This is a genomic window from Acidimangrovimonas sediminis (assembly GCF_002871005.1).
In the GTDB taxonomy this organism is placed as follows: Bacteria; Pseudomonadota; Alphaproteobacteria; order Rhodobacterales; family Rhodobacteraceae; genus Acidimangrovimonas; species Acidimangrovimonas sediminis.
On the sequence record NZ_PHSN01000038.1, the window covers coordinates 1 to 14497 of the forward strand.

Here is a 14497-nt window from a genome sequence, read left to right on the forward strand (position 1 = left end):
ATTCTACGTCCGAGCACCCGTAAAAACGGGGGGATTACCCCCCAAAACGAGGACATTTCAGGGGAGCAGGTATACGGCCTTGCGGCAGGTCTCCGCAACCGGCGTGCCTTCCTCGCCCTGCTTCAGGATGAGCGCCTATCTCGCGCGTTCGAAAACTTGCTCGCCTTCATGAGATTCCACTCCTCTCCCAGCGGGGAAAGCGTAACAGAAAACTCCGGCTTAAAACGGCCGAGTTTCGGAGATCAGATCACCCCTCAGGAATTGGCGCAGAGGAGCAATTCAATCCACCAGGAACACGAGTTTCAGGAGCTCAGATCAATGAACTATTCCAGAAGGAATGGCCGGATATATGGCGCCACTCGGATCGCGGTGAGGGTCATCAGCAGAGCGACAACATACGTCAAGACCAACGTTATCATTGCGTTTTCGAAGCCGCCAATACCCGCCATCAGGACGAATGTGGAAAGCGCATAGTTCAGGACCGGGGTGTGGAGCAGGTAGATGCCGCCGCTGCCGGGAAGGCGTCCGCCGTGATTTAGCAGCGCCGATCCGCGGATCGAGACCTCCGTCAACAGGAGCACCAGAGGCAGGTCCCAAACGCGCGCCTGCCAGGGGATCGCGAACAACGACACGATGGCGATGCCAATGGCCACGTTGGAAATCAGCTCTCCGGCGTAGGCGCGACGATAGAAGCCCCAGACAAACGCGAGGGCGTAGAGCGGAAGCAGATGTGGATCGGGGCCGGTCGACCCCCGGGTGGGGAGAACGAGATACACGAGGAACACGACGAGCAGGGTTGTCGCCGTGGCGAGCTTGCGGCGTTGCTCTGGCACCCGGTCGATTATCAGCCCCCAGCATGTCCAGATGAGCAGCAGATAAGGCAGGAAATAAAGCTGCGGCCCGACTCCTGCCCCATCCAGAATGTTAACGATTCCGTGCTGGAAGCGCATCTTGCCCATGCTGCCAAGCACCGCGGTGTAGACCAGGGAAAAGGCGACGTAGGGGATGAGGAGGCGTTTGGCGCGCGCGGCAAAGCTCTGGCGGGTCATGCCCGGTCGAAAGAAATATCCGGACAAAAGGAAGAAGCCCGCGACCGCCCCGTCCACCAGGGGGGACCAATGCGCAAGTTGTCCATTCACGGCATCTGAATAGCGCGACTGAGACGACATATGTTGGAAGATGACCGCAAGCACGAAGAGATGCCGGAGCAGATCAACCCCTACGAGGGAATTGGGTCGCGTTTTTTTGCTGGACTCCAGCTCGCCTAGTTTAAGAGGCTTCACTTTCAGCAGCTCCAATTAATGAACAACTTGATCTTTAGTAGCAGGCTTCGGGGTCTGGACCTTCAATCAACTGAACACTTTGGCCAACAGTCGAGTGGTTTGAAGCGAGGATCGGCCTCGCTACATTACTTTGTTGTTCTGCTCCTTGGGGCTAGCTTGCCCCATGTGTTCGGTCCAGTTCCATCAAATATCGCTGCTGCCTGCAAGAGCCAGCCCCCAGAGCGATCGCCGGGGATCGGCCATCGCCGAAAAATGGTGGTGACCTCAGGCCCTTCTCCCCTTCCTCCGCGGACGCGGTGGAATCCGCCCGGCCTGCTTCCGAACCTCAATGAACCGCCGTGCCGGGATATCGCCATCCGTGCTCTGCGGCCTGTCACGCCTCGCCGAGATAGGCGGCGAGGGCCGGGGGAGGGTCGGCGAAGAGGTCCGTGGTCGGCGCCGGCGGATGGGCCGTGCCCTCGGCGACCACGATGGTCGTGTCGGCGATGCGGCGGGCGTCGCCGGGGTCGTGGCTGACCATCAGGAGGGTCGCGCCGGTTTCCTCGGTGATGCGCGCGACAAGGTCCAGCATCTCGGCCCTCAGCGCGGGGCCTAGCGCGGCGAAGGGTTCGTCAAGCAGGAGGAGTGGGCGGGCGCGCAGCAACGCCCTTGCCAGCGCGACCCGGCTTTGCTGGCCGCCCGACAGCTGCGCCGGCTTGCGTTCGGAGAGGGAGGCGAGGCCGGTTCGTTCCAGCGCCTCGGCGACGCGGGCGCGCTCCTCCGCCGTCAGGCGCAGCGAGGGGCGCAGGCCGAGGCCCACGTTCTGCTCTGCCGTCAGATGCGGAAAGAGGTTGTTGTCCTGGAACAGGATCGACACGGGCCGTGCGCCGGGGGGCAGCGGGCCAAGGTCATGCCCCTGCCACAGGATCCGCCCCCGCGCCGGCGGCAGAAATCCCGCGATGGCGTTCAGAAGCGAGGATTTCCCCGCACCGGAAGGGCCGATCAGGGCGGTCTTCGTGCCCTTCGAGACGGTCAGGTCCGCGTCGAGGGCCCAGCCGTCCTGTTCGAGGTGCAGGTTTTCAAGCGTCAGCATCGGCACGTCCTCCGCGGTCGAACAGCCAGAACAGGCCGAAGCTCAGGACAAGGAGGAGGAGGGCGGCGCCTGCTGCCTCGTTCATCCGGTAGGCCCCCATCAGGCGGTAAAGCTGCAGGGGCAGCGTGCCCTCGCCCGGGGCCGCGAACAGGGTGATGACGCCCAGGTCCCCCATCGACAGCGCCGCCGACAGGCCCAGCGTAAAACCCATCGGCCCCCGCAGCCGCGGCAGGATCAGCAGCCGTAGCCGCGCAAAGCCGGTGAGCGAGAGCGCATCGGCCAGCCGGCCATGCGCCGCCTCGATCTCGCGCAGGGCGGGGACGAGGGCGCGCAGGCCGAAGGGCAGGGCCAGCAGCGCGTTGACCAGCGCGGTGACAGGCAGCGCCAGCGCCGCCGGGTCGATCCACGGGTTCACGATCAGGAAAAGCCCGGTGCCGAGGACCAGCGGCGAGGCGGCGAGGGGGAGCATCCCCGCCCCCTCGAAAAGCCGCGGGCGGCGGCTGCCGGTAATCGCGAGGGCCAGCGCCAGTGCCGCCCCGGCGGCGATCACCGCCGAGCCCAACGCGACGCAAAGCGAGGTCAACGCCGAGGTCCAGACGATGCCGGGGAGGTGTGTCAGGGTGGGCAGGCCCTGCGCGAGGATCACCGCAAGCGGAAGGATCAGGAACAGCGCGGCAAGCGCGATGGTGGCGGTGTCGAGGGTCCGCAAGAGGGGGCTGCGGGCATCCCAACGCTCGACCGCGCGGTCGAGGCCGGCGGCGCTTGCCTGTGGCAGGGCGAGGCGGAGGGCGATCAGCGCGGCCACGCCCGAGACGGCGAATTGCAGGGCGGCAAGAACGGCGGCACGGCCGAGGTCGAAATCGAAGCGGAAGGCCTGGTAGATCGCCAGCTCCAACGTGGTCGAGCGAGGGCCGCCGCCGAGGGTCAGCGCGATGGGGAACGAGGTGAGGCAGATCAGGAAGATCGCCAGCGCCGCGCCGGGCGCCACCTCGCGCAGCATCGGCCACTCGATCTGCTTCGCGACCTCGGCGGACGAGAAGTCGAGCGCGGCGGCAAGGCGAAAACGCTCCGCCGGGATCGCCTGCCAACCCTGCAAGATCAGCCGGGTGGCAAGCGGCAGGTTGAAGAAGACATTACCGATCAAGACGCCCTGAAGCCCGTAGATCGAAAAGGCGGGAAGGCCGAGCGCCGCGAGGGCCGCGTTCACGATGCCGCCGCGTCCGAAGACCGACAGAAGGCCCAGCACGGCCACGATCACCGGCAAGATGAACGGCGCCCCCATCAGCGCGATCAGCGCGCGCCGCCCGGGAAACCGCCGCCGCGCCAGCGCGCGGGCGACCGGCACCGCCAGCGCGACCGAGATCAGCGCCGAGGCCCCGGCCTGCACCAGCGTGAACCGCAGCGCGGCCCAGTCGGCCGGGCCGAGCAGCGGCCCGCCCGCACCATCCGCTTGCGCCCCCCAGGCCGCGCGCCAGGCGACGGCGCCCAGCGTCCCGAGGATCAGCGCCGCAAGCCCAAGGGCCACGGCGCCGCCCAGGACCCGCCCGGGAGGGCCGCCTACTTGCTCAGCGCGTCGCGCCATGCGGCCAGCGCCTTGTCCTTCACCTTCGGCACCTCGGCCGCGGGGTAAAGCAGGGTCTTCTCGGGTTTGTACATGTCGAAGCCCTTGGGCAGCGGCTTGGACAGCTTGATCACCGGGTACATCCAGTTGGTGGTCGGGATCTCCTTCTGGAACGCCTCGGTGGTGATGAAGTGCATGAACTCATCGGCCAGCTTCGGGTGCTTCGACCCGGCGATCCGGCCCGCCACCTCGACCTCGGCATAATTGCCTTCGGTGAAGTCGGCGGCGGCCTTGCCGTCGTCCTTCTCCTCGACCATGTGGTAGGCGGGCGAGGTGGTGTAGCTCAGCACCATGTCGGCCTCACCCTTGAGGAACATGTTGTAGGCCTCGCTCCAGCCCGGGGTGACGGTGACGATGTTGTCGGCCAGTTCCTTCCAGATCTCCGGTGCCTTGTCGCCATAGGCCTTTTGCACCCACAGCAGCAGCCCCAGCCCGGGCGTCGACGACCGCGGATCCTCGATCACGATCTTCAGCTTCGACTTCGCCAGATCCTCGAACGATTTCGGCACCTCCTTCACCTTGGCCTTGTCGTAGACGAAGGCGAACCAGCCCCAGTCGAACGGCACGAAAGTGGGATCGGTCCACTTCACCGGCAGGTCAAGCGCGGGCAGGTCGCCGTGCTTGGCAAAGAGGCCGGTCTTTTCGGCATCCGCGGTCAGCGCGGTGTCGAGGCCGATCACCACGTCGGCGCGGGTGCGCTTGCCCTCCAGCTTCAGCCGCGACAGGAGCGCGGCACCATCGCCCGCGGTGACGAAGTTCAGCGTGCAGCCACAGGTCTTCTCGAACGCCGTCTTCACGGCGGGGCCGGGGCCCCATTTCGAGGCGAAGCTGTCATAGGTGTAGACGGTGAGCGTGGGCTTCTCGTCGGCCTGCGCGGCGGTGCCGAGCATCATGGCCAGAAGTCCCGCGGCAAGGATCGGCAGTTTCATGCATTCCTCCATGTGCGACGGGCGGGGGCAACGGAGGATGATCCTGTCACCTTCCCTCCGCCGGTGTTAACCGGTTCAGGTTCAACGGGTTCGCGCCTGCGCATCTCAGCTCCTGGTCGGAGCACCCCGAGGTGCGCGGGAGCATAGCGCCGCAACAGAACCGCGCAAGGGGGTGCGCATGCGGCCCCCTGCGGGCCGCCGCCTGTGCGGCCCCCCTTGCATCGGTTCCCCGCTCGGGCGATGACGGACCACCCCTTTGGGACAGGAGGACACGACCCGTGATGACGCGACACGATCAGAACCTTCCCGTGCACAGCCCCGACCAGCCCGGGGCCGAGATGTTCACCGACGCCACGGCCGCCGTCGATCGCCTGCAGGCGCTCTACGATGGCGCGACGGCCTTCCTGATCGCCGAATTCTCGGGGGCCGTGACCGGCGGCAAGCCCGAGACCCGGATCCGCGCCTTCTACCCCGAGGTGCGCTTCACCACCTCCACCTTCGCCAAGGCCGACAGTCGGCTGAGCTTCGGTCACGTGCCGGAACCCGGCACCTACGCCACCACGATCACCCGGCCCGACCTCTTCCGCAATTACCTGATCCAGCAGATCGGTCTCCTGATGAAGACCCATGGCGTGCCGGTGCAGGTGGGGCCGTCGGACACCCCGATCCCGGTGCACTTCGCCGTCGCGGGGGCCGAGGTCACCGTGCCGCAGGAAGGCGCGCTCGACTTCCTGCTGCGCGATGTCTTCGATGTGCCGGACCTGAACACCACGAACGACGACATCGTCAACGGCACCCGGCTGACCAATCCCGACGGCTCGCGCCCGCTCGCGCCCTTCACGGCGCAGCGTGTCGATTACTCGCTCGCCCGGCTCAGCCACTATACCGCGACCGGGGCCGATCACTTCCAGAACCACGTCCTGTTCACCAACTACCAGTTCTACGTCGAGGAGTTCGAGGCCTACGCCCGCCAGATGCTGGCCGATCCGGCCTCCGGCTACACCGGCTTCGTCGCTCCCGGCGGGGTCGAGATCACCGATGCCGAAGCGCCGCTGCCGGTGCTGACCAAGATGCCGCAGATGCCCAGCTACCACCTCAAGCGCAAGGACGGGCAGGGGATCACGCTGGTCAACATCGGGGTCGGGCCCTCGAACGCCAAGACCGCGACCGACCACATCGCCGTCCTGCGCCCCCACGCCTGGCTGATGGTCGGTCATTGCGCGGGCTTGCGGAATTCCCAGTCCCTGGGCGATTTCGTGCTGGCCCATGCCTACCTGCGCGAGGACAAGGTGCTCGACGACGACCTGCCGGTCTGGGTGCCGATCCCCGCGCTGGCCGAGGTGCAGGTGGCCCTGCAGGAGGCGGTGGCCGAGATCACGAAGCTCGAGGGCTACGAGCTCAAGCGGATCATGCGCACGGGCACGGTCGCCACGCTCGACAACCGCAACTGGGAGTTGCGCGACCAGTCCGGCCCGGTCCAGCGCCTCAGCCAGTCGCGGGCCATCGCACTCGACATGGAAAGCGCCACGATCGCGGCCAACGGTTTCCGCTTCCGGGTGCCCTACGGCACGCTGCTCTGCGTCTCTGACAAGCCCTTGCACGGCGAGCTGAAGCTGCCCGGCATGGCGTCGGATTTCTACAAGACCCAGGTCGCGCGCCACCTGCAGATCGGGATCCGCGCGATGGAGCTTCTCAGCGAGATGCCGCTGGAAAGAATCCACAGCCGCAAGTTGCGCAGTTTCGAGGAGACGGCGTTTCTCTGACGCCCCGGGTGGGGTTTTCCCGACCTCTTGCAGGCACGGATCGCAACAGTTCCGGAAATAGTGACGATTTGCGCAGAAGAACGAGGAAAACAAGGCCGATTTGGCTTGATTTGTCCCTCGAAAACCTGTGTAGCGGCACGGTAGCCCAACCGGGCGAGGACAGACCCCGCGCAGGAAGCGGGGCACGATTGAGGAGACAAGGATGTCGAAACCGATGACCAAGACCCAGCTCGTTGCGGCCCTGGCCGAAGAGATGGGTGCGGACAAGAAGACCGCGACCGCAGCGCTTGACGCCGTGACCGCCGTCGTCACCCGTGAAGTCGCCGCCGGCGGCGCCGTCACCCTGCCGGGCCTCGGCAAGGTCGCCTGCCGCGCCCGGCCCGAGCGGCTGGTCCGCAACCCGGCCACCGGCGAGCAGATCAAGAAGCCGGCGGACAAGGTCGTGAAAATGACCATCGCCAAGGCGCTGAAAGACAGCGTGAACGGCTGAGCCGTCAGGCAGCGCGCCCCCTCGGGGGCGCCACGGGGCCGCCTCGCGCGGCCCTTTTCTTTTGCGCGGCCGGTGCCCGAAGCGCCGCGTCGTGCACCGGCGGTCTCGCTCGGGCTCGAAGGACGCGCGGGGGTTTCACACCCCCGCACCCCCGTGGGATATTTTCACTCAGAAGAAGGGGAACGTCTCCTCTCTTTCTGCTCTCAAATATCCCGGGGGGTGCAGGGGGCAGCGCCCCCGCCGGCGCAGGTCCCGCCGCCCTTGCTGACAGCCGGTCTTTGCGCCATGGTCCGCGCGTTCTGGAGGAGGGCACGACATGGACTTGCGGGCGATCGGGATGGGATTGGCCTTTGCGCTGATGTGGTCCTCGGCCTTCACCTCGGCACGGATGATCGTCACGGCTGCGCCGCCGCTTTACGCGCTGTCGCTGAGGTTCCTGATTTCCGGTCTGCTCGGCGTGGCGATCGCGCTTGCGCTGGGGCAGAGCTGGCGGCTGACGCGCGGCCAGTGGCGGGCGACGATCGTCTTCGGGATCTGCCAGAACGCACTCTACCTCGGGCTGAACTTCGTGGCGATGCAATGGGTCCAGGCCTCGCTCGCCGCGATCGTCGCCTCGACCATGCCGCTGGTGGTGGCCTTCGCCGGCTGGCTGCTGTTCGGAGAGAAGGTGCGTCCGCTGGGCCTTGCGGGGCTGGTCGCGGGCGTCGCCGGGGTCGCGATCATCATGGGCGCCCGGCTGCAGGCGGGGGTAAGCGTGACGGGCATCGTGTTCTGCGGGCTGGCGGTCGTGGCGCTGGCGGCGGCAACGCTGTCGGTGCGGCAGGCGGCGTCCGGCGGCAACCTGATGATGATCGTCGGCCTGCAGTTGCTGATCGGCGCCGCCGGCGTGGCGCTGGTCGCGGTACCGACCGAGACCTGGCACGTCGAGTGGTCGGTGCGGTTGGGCCTGGCCTTCCTTTATACCACCCTGGTGCCTGGCCTGGCAGCGACCTGGGTCTGGTTCGCCCTGGTGCACCGGATCGGCGCGGTCCGCGCGGCGACCTTCCATTTCCTCAACCCGTTCTTCGGCGTGGTGATCGCCGCGTTTTTCCTGCACGAGGGGCTCGGGGTGGCGGATGTGATCGGGGTAGCGATCGTGGCGGCGGGGATCCTTGCGGTGCAGCTCTCGAAGCAGCCGGGCGCGGCGGCCCGGCCCGTTGCCGCCGGTGAAAAGCGCGTGACCTCGTCCTAGGCCCTTTCCCCGGGGGCTTTGATGCCCCATCATGTTACGAAAGGGCTCTGCCCGTTCTGCCTTGCATACCGAAGATCCGAGATGAACCGACGCGATTTCCTGAACCTCACCACGACGATCACCCTGGCCGCGCCGCTGGGCGCCGGGCGTCTGCGCGCCGGCACGCTGGATTACCGGCCCGGGGTCGTGTCGCAGGCGTTGCTGGCGGGTCGCACGGTGCTGGTGGATTTCCACGCCGGATGGTGCCCGACCTGCCTTGCTCAGGGCCGGATCCTTGACACCTTGCGGGCGGGCAATCCCGGCTACGACCGGCAGATCGACTTCATCGTCGCCGACTGGGATCGCCACCGCGACGGCGCCATGACCGACGCGCTCGGGGTCGAGAAGCGCGGCACCCTTGTCGCGCTGACGAAGAAGGGCGAGGTCGGGCGGCTGATCGGCGCCACCCAGACCTCGCAGATCAAGGCGCTGCTTGACCGGGCGCTGAGCGCCTCTGTCTGACCGCCGCGGCGATGTGCGTCGCCTGCCGGCCCGTCAGGCGGGCCCGGCCATAGCTGCGGTGTCAATGCGGGCCATTGCCTCGCGGTCGCGCGCCTGCACATGGGCCTGGGCTGGCCGCGCGGCGCAGCGTGCGGCCCAGTCCCGGATCAGCGGGTCGTCCGGCATCGCCCCGGGGTGGAAGCCGAAGATCGAGCCCATGACAAGATCGACGGCGGTGTAGCGATCCCCCATCAGCCAGGGCCATTCCGCCAGCGGCATGCGGAATGCGGCCATCACCTCGTCCAGCCCGCGGTAGGCGAAGCGCGCGAAGGGATGGTCGATCCCGAGCTTGTCCAACAGCACGACCGGTTCCACCACCGAGGCGTAATAGCTCATCCAGCCAAGGAATCTGCCCCGATCGGGCGCGCCCGGATCAGCCCCCAGCCCGGTGCCGGGGAAGCGTTCCAGCAGGTAGAGCATGATGGCGATCCCCTCGCGCACCGTCTCGGCGCCGTCGACGAGATAGGGCACCTTGCCCTCGGGGTGGGGGTTGGCCGGATCGGCGGCCCCGGTGCCGGTCAGCGCGCGGAAGATGTTCACGTCGTGGATCCGGACCTTGTCGGAGATCGCCATCTCGTCGATCAGGGCGACGATCCGGGAGGAACGCGACTGGGGGGCATGGTAGAGAGTGAGCATGGCATTTCCTTTCGCTTTGCCGGTTGCGGTCGCGGGACTATGCGCCGATCCTGCTGACAGAACCTGACAGGAGGAGAGGATGGCCCGTGCAGATCGCCTGTTCCGCCTGCTCGACACGATCCGGCGGTTGCCGCAGCCGGTGACGGCGGGGCGGCTGGCCGAAGAGACCGGGGTAAGCCTGCGCACGCTGTATCGCGACATCGCCGCCTTGCGCGCGGGCGGGGCGCTGATCGACGGTGCCGCGGGGCTGGGCTACAGCTTGGTTGAAGACCCGGCATTGCCGCCGCAAAGCTTTACCCGGGAGGAGATCGAGGCGCTGGTTCTGGGGCTGGCGGAGGTGGGGTTCTCGGGCGATGCCGCGCTGGCTCGGGCCGCCGGAACGGCGCTGGCCAAGATCACCGCGACCCTGCCGGAACGTCAGCAGCGACAGGCGATGCATGCCGTGGTGCAAAGTTACCGCTTCGGGCACCGGGCCGAACCCGTCGTCGACATGAGCCTGATCCGGGAGGCCTGCTGGGAAGAACGCGCGATCGACCTGGTCTATGCCGATGCCGACGGCCGGCTGACAGAGCGGCGGGTCTGGCCCCTGTCCATCGTGTTCTTCGAACAGGTGCAGATGCTGCTGGGCTGGTGTTGCCTGCGGCAGGGGTTCCGCCGTTTCCGGCTTGACCGGATGGTTTCGGTCGATGCCACCGCGGAAAGCTTCCGGCCCCGCCGCGTGGCCCTCCTGCGGGAGTTCATTGCCGAGATCAAGCGCCGCCCGTTCACTGGCGCCGGCGAACGGGAGGCCCGGGGCCGCGCGAGTGGCGTTCAGAACTGACGGAAGAAGGCCCAGATCTCGTAGGGTGCCGAGATGTCGGTATTGGTCGGGCCCAAGATGCGCGGCAGGCGCGGCACCCCGCCGGGCCAGTTGTGCCCGCCGCCCTCCACCCGGTCGAGGCGCGTGGGCGCCGCGCAGCCCTGCCACGACAGCCGGTCGACCGCGCCGGTGCGGGTGGCAGGCGCCGTGCCGCCACAGTGGTTGCGCGCCGCGAACAGCGCCATGGTCGCGGGTGCCGACATCACCCGGTCGCGCTGGCGCTTGCCGAGGTGGACGCGGCCGCCGCCATAGGGCGCGATCGGGTCCGCCGTGCCCTGGATCAGCAGGATCGGCAGCGGCGGCCCGCGCCGGCAGGTCGCGCGGAGGCCCTCGGGCAGGGGCATCTCTACCGGAGCGATCGCGCGGATCAGCCCTGGCGCCTCGCAGCCCAGCATGTAGCTGGCATGCCCTCCGCGCGAAATCCCGGTTGCGAAGATCCGGTGCGGATCGACCGCATGCCGCGCGCCGGTCGCGGCGATCGCCGCCTTGAGAAAGGCAAGGTCGTCGCGGTGCGGCGACAGCCCGGCCGAGACGTCGCCCTCGCCCGTGTCCCACATCCGCCCCACCGCCTGGGGGTAGAGTACGAGGAAACCTTCCGCCTCGGCCAACTGGTCGAACCGCCCCTTCGTCGCGCGGATCGTCCCGCGGTCGGTGCCGCCCCCGCCATGCAGCACCAGTACAAGCGGGCGCGGGCCGGAAAACCGAGCTGGCATGTCGGGGACATAAAGCAGGTAGTGCCGGGTCACGCCGCCCGAGCGCAGGGTGTGACGCTCAAGCCCCGCCTGGGCCTCTGCGGGCAGGCAGAGCAGAAGAAGGAAAAGCAGGCTGCGGATCATCGGCGTCTCCCTGTGATGGCGGGGATACGCGGCACGCCCGGCATTCCGTCGGTTCCGCCGGTCAGGCGCCGCCGATCACGCCGCGGGGACCTTCGCCCACCTGACCGCGGTGCAAGAGCAGATGGTCGAGCAAGACGCAGGCCATCATCGCCTCGCCCACCGGGACGGCGCGGATGCCGACACAGGGGTCGTGACGGCCCTTGGTGATCACCTCGGTCTCTTCGCCCGTCAGCGTGACCGAGCGGCGCGGCTGCAGAATCGACGATGTGGGTTTGACGGCGAAGCGCACCACCACCTCCTGCCCGGTGGAGATCCCGCCAAGAATGCCGCCCGCGTGGTTCGACAGGTAACGCGGGCCATCGTTGCCCATCTGCATCTCGTCCGCGTTCTCGACCCCGGTGAGGGCGGCGGCATTCATCCCCTCGCCGATCTCGACGCCCTTGACCGCGTTGATCGACATCATCGCGGCGGCAAGCTCCGTATCCAGCTTGCCATAGATCGGCGCGCCGAGGCCCGGGGGCACGCCCTCGGCCACCACCTCGATCACGCCGCCCGTCGAATTGCCCGACTTGCGCAGACCGTCGAGGTAGCCGGCCCAATCCTCTGCCGCCTGGGCATCGGGCACCCAGAACGGGTTGCGCTCGATCTCGTCGCGGTCGAACCTTGCCCGGTCGATCCGATGTGGCCCCATCTGCACCATGTAGCCGCTGATCTTCAGCCCCGGCACCAGCGTCGCCAGCGCCGCGCGCGCGATGCCGCCCGCCGCCACCCGTGCCGCCGTCTCGCGCGCCGACGATCTGCCGCCGCCGCGCGGATCGCGGATACCGTATTTCTGGAAATAGGTGATGTCGGCATGACCGGGCCGGAAGGTCCTGGCAATCTCGGAATAATCCTTCGACCGCTGGTCGGTATTCTCGATCATCAGCTGGATCGGGGTCCCGGTGGTGCGGCCCTCGTAAGTGCCCGACAGGATCCTGACCGCATCCGGTTCCCGCCGCTGCGTGGTGTATTTCGACGTGCCCGGTTTGCGCCGGTCAAGCCAGTGCTGCAACGCCGCCTCGCTCACCTCGATGCCGGGCGGGCAGCCGTCGACCGTGGCACCAAGCGCGGGGCCGTGGCTCTCGCCCCAGGTGGTCACGCGGAAGAGATGGCCGAAGCTGTTGAGGCTCATGGGATCGGGTCCTTTGCGGGGCGGCGCGCGGCAGGGCGCGGTCGGCACCGGGTCTAGCGGCACCGGCCCTCTCCCTCAAGCGATTTCGCCGTGCTGCGTGGGCCTCACGCCTTGCGGAAGCGGGCGATCATGGCGCGGTGCCCGGCATGATCGGCGTCGGCGCCCGGGCCGTAGACTGCACAATCCAGAAGCTCCAGCCCGGTGATCTGTGCGCCCATCGACACGAATTTCTCCGCGAATCCCATCGCCTCGTAGATCTCGACCTTGATCGACAGCGCAAAGAGCGCCCCGGGCGCCGCCACCTGCATCAGCCCGTCGAGGGCCTCGGGCCCGACGTGGCCATGGGTGAAGGTGCCAGACGAGGTGATCCCCGCATAGGCCCCGAGGTCCAGCGGCAGCGCGCGCATCAGATCGGCCTGGACAAGCTTGCGGTAACAGCCCTTGGCGGCGGCGGCCTCGAGCATCTCGGAGGAGATGTCGAGCCCGTCGACCGGCCCGATCCCGCGCTCTGCAAGCGCCGCCCCCAGCAGGCCGGTGCCTGCCCCCACGTCGAGCACGGGGCCCTCCCCGCCGCCCTCGGCAAAGGCCGCGGCGGTCGCTTCGGGCAGGCGGTAATCGAGTGCCGCGGCGAAATCGGTGTCATAGCTGCTTGCCCAGTCGCGATAGAGCCGCACGGAATCTTCCGGCGTCTTCAGCGAATAGGCGGCGTCGAGATCTGGCTTGTGGTCTGTCATGGCCCCATTGGGGCAGGCCGCGGCCCGGAAATCAAGGGCCCGGAAACGCCAATCGCCCAGACGGTCCATCCGCGCCGCGCGCAGGGCGGGGTGGGCGCCCCCCGCACCTGCCGTCGTCGCGGGGGTTTCACACCCCCGCACCCCCGTGGGATATTTCCGCTCAGAAGAAGATGGAATGCGCCCCGGTCTTCTTTCTGTTCGAAAATATCCCGGGGGGTGCAGGGGGCAGCGCCCCCGCCGCCGACGGTGTCCACCCGGGCCTGCCCCGTGGCAGGGGGCGCTTCACCTCAGGCCGCGTCGAAATCCAGCACAAGCTTCTCGCCCCTGGGCTGGGCCTGGCAGCCCAGCACATAGCCCGCCTCGACCTCCCAGGGCTCCAGCGACCAGTTCTGCGCCATCTCGACGGCGCCTTCCTCGACCTTGCAGCGGCAGGTGCAGCACATCCCGCCGCGGCACGACCAGGGCAGCTCCACCCCCGCCCGATGCGCCGCCTCGATCAGATCGGCGTCGCCCGGCTCCAGCCGGAACGCCCGGCGGGCGCCGTCGAGGATCACCTCGACGGCCACGCCCTCGGCGGGCCGCTCCACCGGCGCCTTGCGCGGGGTCGAGCCGTCGGCCGGCGTGAAGAACTCGTGCCGGATCCGGCCCGCCGCGACGCCGAGATCCAGCAGCGCCCCCTGCGCCGCCTCGATCATCTCGCCGGGTCCGCACAGGAAGATCCCGTCGGCCCCCGCTGGGTCGATCGCGCCCGCCCGGGCCAGCTGCGCGATCTTTGCCCCGTCGATCCGGCCCTCCAGAAGCGGCACGTCCTGCCCCTCGCGGCTGAGCACGTGGATCAGGGTGAACCGGTCCATGTAACGATCCTTCATCGCGTCCAGCGTCTCGCGGAACATGATCGTCCCGATGCCGCGGTTGCCGTAGACCAGCCTCACCCGACCGCCCCGCGCCAGCGCGGTCCGCGCGATCGAGATCATCGGCGTGATCCCCGACCCGGCGGCGATCAGCAGGATCTCCGCCTCCTCGCCCAGCGTGAACCGCCCCTCGGGCGCCATCACCTCGACCACCTCGCCCGCCTGCCAGCCCTGTGCCGGTTCCGACATGCCGCCCCCCGGCACCGCGCGGATGCCGACGCTCAGCCCCTCTCCCGGCGCGCAGGCGATGGAGTAGGAGCGCCGAATATCCCCCCGCTTCAGCGTCAGGTGCTGGCCTGGCGTGAAGGCGAAGGTATCGGCCAGCGCCTCGGGCAGATCGAAGCGCACGGCCACCGCGCCGTCGCCTTCGGGCCGCACTTCGGCGATCGTCAGTTCGTGGAAACCGCGGGCCATGGCATTC

General features: G+C 68.2%; 14 protein-coding genes and 1 riboswitch. Of the genes, 5 read left to right on the forward strand and 9 right to left on the reverse strand.

What is annotated here, in order from left to right:
• Window positions 1–323: 323 nt before the first annotated feature.
• The 4 genes from CVV76_RS22475 to thiB all read right to left on the reverse strand — a co-directional run bounded on the left by CVV76_RS22475 (window position 324) and on the right by thiB (window position 4905).
• Entirely contained in the window at window positions 324–1298 is a 975-nt protein-coding gene (locus tag CVV76_RS22475; RefSeq protein ID WP_102226929.1) for an acyltransferase family protein, read from the reverse strand.
• Between the two features lie 358 nt (window positions 1299–1656).
• On the reverse strand, window positions 1657–2355 hold the full coding sequence (gene thiQ / locus CVV76_RS22480; protein WP_102226930.1) for a thiamine ABC transporter ATP-binding protein: 699 nt from the start codon (window positions 2353–2355) through the stop codon (window positions 1657–1659).
• Window positions 2342–3937 (reverse strand): thiamine/thiamine pyrophosphate ABC transporter permease ThiP, encoded by a 1596-nt coding sequence (locus tag CVV76_RS22485; protein WP_102226931.1) that lies wholly within the window; start codon window positions 3935–3937, stop codon window positions 2342–2344. The genes thiQ and CVV76_RS22485 overlap by 14 nt, the downstream gene beginning before the upstream one ends.
• Complete coding sequence (thiB, locus tag CVV76_RS22490) at window positions 3913–4905, reverse strand: thiamine ABC transporter substrate binding subunit (protein ID WP_102226957.1); 993 nt, start codon at window positions 4903–4905, stop codon at window positions 3913–3915. Before thiB ends, CVV76_RS22485 begins: the two co-directional genes overlap by 25 nt.
• 35 nt (window positions 4906–4940) lie before the next feature.
• Window positions 4941–5044: riboswitch (TPP riboswitch) on the reverse strand.
• 142 nt (window positions 5045–5186) lie between these two features.
• Here thiB and CVV76_RS22495 point away from each other — a divergent pair.
• The 4 genes from CVV76_RS22495 to CVV76_RS22510 all read left to right on the forward strand — a co-directional run bounded on the left by CVV76_RS22495 (window position 5187) and on the right by CVV76_RS22510 (window position 8890).
• Window positions 5187–6668, forward strand: a complete 1482-nt coding sequence (locus CVV76_RS22495) for an AMP nucleosidase (RefSeq protein ID WP_102226932.1) — start codon at window positions 5187–5189, stop codon at window positions 6666–6668.
• 202 nt (window positions 6669–6870) lie between these two features.
• On the forward strand, window positions 6871–7158 hold the full coding sequence (locus CVV76_RS22500; RefSeq protein ID WP_102226933.1) for an HU family DNA-binding protein: 288 nt from the start codon (window positions 6871–6873) through the stop codon (window positions 7156–7158).
• A 316-nt stretch (window positions 7159–7474) separates the two neighbouring features.
• A complete protein-coding gene (locus CVV76_RS22505) occupies window positions 7475–8389 on the forward strand; it encodes a DMT family transporter (RefSeq protein WP_102226934.1) in 915 nt (304 codons plus the stop codon).
• A gap of 81 nt (window positions 8390–8470) precedes the next feature.
• A complete protein-coding gene (locus CVV76_RS22510; RefSeq protein ID WP_158243223.1) occupies window positions 8471–8890 on the forward strand; it encodes a thioredoxin family protein in 420 nt (139 codons plus the stop codon).
• Window positions 8891–8923: 33 nt separating this feature from the next.
• On the opposite strand, the gene CVV76_RS22515 is transcribed toward CVV76_RS22510, so the two are convergent.
• The gene (locus tag CVV76_RS22515) at window positions 8924–9565 is read right to left on the reverse strand and encodes a glutathione S-transferase family protein (RefSeq protein WP_102226936.1); all 642 of its coding nucleotides are present in this window, start codon (window positions 9563–9565) and stop codon (window positions 8924–8926) included.
• 79 nt (window positions 9566–9644) lie between these two features.
• Here CVV76_RS22515 and CVV76_RS22520 point away from each other — a divergent pair, with 79 nt between their 5' ends.
• A complete protein-coding gene (locus CVV76_RS22520; protein WP_102226937.1) occupies window positions 9645–10385 on the forward strand; it encodes a helix-turn-helix transcriptional regulator in 741 nt (246 codons plus the stop codon).
• On the opposite strand, the gene CVV76_RS22525 is transcribed toward CVV76_RS22520, so the two are convergent.
• The 4 genes from CVV76_RS22525 to CVV76_RS22540 all read right to left on the reverse strand — a co-directional run bounded on the left by CVV76_RS22525 (window position 10376) and on the right by CVV76_RS22540 (window position 14490).
• A complete protein-coding gene (locus CVV76_RS22525; RefSeq protein ID WP_102226938.1) occupies window positions 10376–11260 on the reverse strand; it encodes an alpha/beta hydrolase family esterase in 885 nt (294 codons plus the stop codon). The genes CVV76_RS22520 and CVV76_RS22525 overlap by 10 nt on opposite strands.
• Before the next feature lie 61 nt (window positions 11261–11321).
• Window positions 11322–12431, reverse strand: a complete 1110-nt coding sequence (gene aroC / locus CVV76_RS22530; RefSeq protein WP_102226939.1) for a chorismate synthase — start codon at window positions 12429–12431, stop codon at window positions 11322–11324.
• Window positions 12432–12535: 104 nt separating this feature from the next.
• Window positions 12536–13165, reverse strand: a complete 630-nt coding sequence (locus CVV76_RS22535) for a class I SAM-dependent DNA methyltransferase (RefSeq protein WP_102226958.1) — start codon at window positions 13163–13165, stop codon at window positions 12536–12538.
• A gap of 287 nt (window positions 13166–13452) precedes the next feature.
• On the reverse strand, window positions 13453–14490 hold the full coding sequence (locus tag CVV76_RS22540) for a 2Fe-2S iron-sulfur cluster-binding protein (RefSeq protein WP_102226940.1): 1038 nt from the start codon (window positions 14488–14490) through the stop codon (window positions 13453–13455).
• Between the last annotated feature and the right edge of the window lie 7 nt (window positions 14491–14497).

Excerpts from the sequence above, each read along its gene's own strand:
- CVV76_RS22525 (WP_102226938.1), bottom strand. The coding sequence starts at position 11,260 with ATGATCCGCAGCCTGCTTTTCCTTCTTCTGCTCTGCCTGCCCGCAGAG.
- aroC (WP_102226939.1), bottom strand. The coding sequence starts at position 12,431 with ATGAGCCTCAACAGCTTCGGCCATCTCTTCCGCGTGACCACCTGGGGC.
- CVV76_RS22500 (WP_102226933.1), top strand. The coding sequence starts at position 6,871 with ATGTCGAAACCGATGACCAAGACCCAGCTCGTTGCGGCCCTGGCCGAA.
- CVV76_RS22520 (WP_102226937.1), top strand. The coding sequence starts at position 9,645 with ATGGCCCGTGCAGATCGCCTGTTCCGCCTGCTCGACACGATCCGGCGG.
- CVV76_RS22510 (WP_158243223.1), top strand. The coding sequence starts at position 8,471 with ATGAACCGACGCGATTTCCTGAACCTCACCACGACGATCACCCTGGCC.
- CVV76_RS22495 (WP_102226932.1), top strand. The coding sequence starts at position 5,187 with ATGACGCGACACGATCAGAACCTTCCCGTGCACAGCCCCGACCAGCCC.
- thiB (WP_102226957.1), bottom strand. The coding sequence starts at position 4,905 with ATGAAACTGCCGATCCTTGCCGCGGGACTTCTGGCCATGATGCTCGGC.
- CVV76_RS22505 (WP_102226934.1), top strand. The coding sequence starts at position 7,475 with ATGGACTTGCGGGCGATCGGGATGGGATTGGCCTTTGCGCTGATGTGG.
- CVV76_RS22540 (WP_102226940.1), bottom strand. The coding sequence starts at position 14,490 with ATGGCCCGCGGTTTCCACGAACTGACGATCGCCGAAGTGCGGCCCGAA.
- CVV76_RS22485 (WP_102226931.1), bottom strand. The coding sequence starts at position 3,937 with ATGGCGCGACGCGCTGAGCAAGTAGGCGGCCCTCCCGGGCGGGTCCTG.
- CVV76_RS22535 (WP_102226958.1), bottom strand. The coding sequence starts at position 13,165 with ATGACAGACCACAAGCCAGATCTCGACGCCGCCTATTCGCTGAAGACG.
- CVV76_RS22515 (WP_102226936.1), bottom strand. The coding sequence starts at position 9,565 with ATGCTCACTCTCTACCATGCCCCCCAGTCGCGTTCCTCCCGGATCGTC.
- thiQ (WP_102226930.1), bottom strand. The coding sequence starts at position 2,355 with ATGCTGACGCTTGAAAACCTGCACCTCGAACAGGACGGCTGGGCCCTC.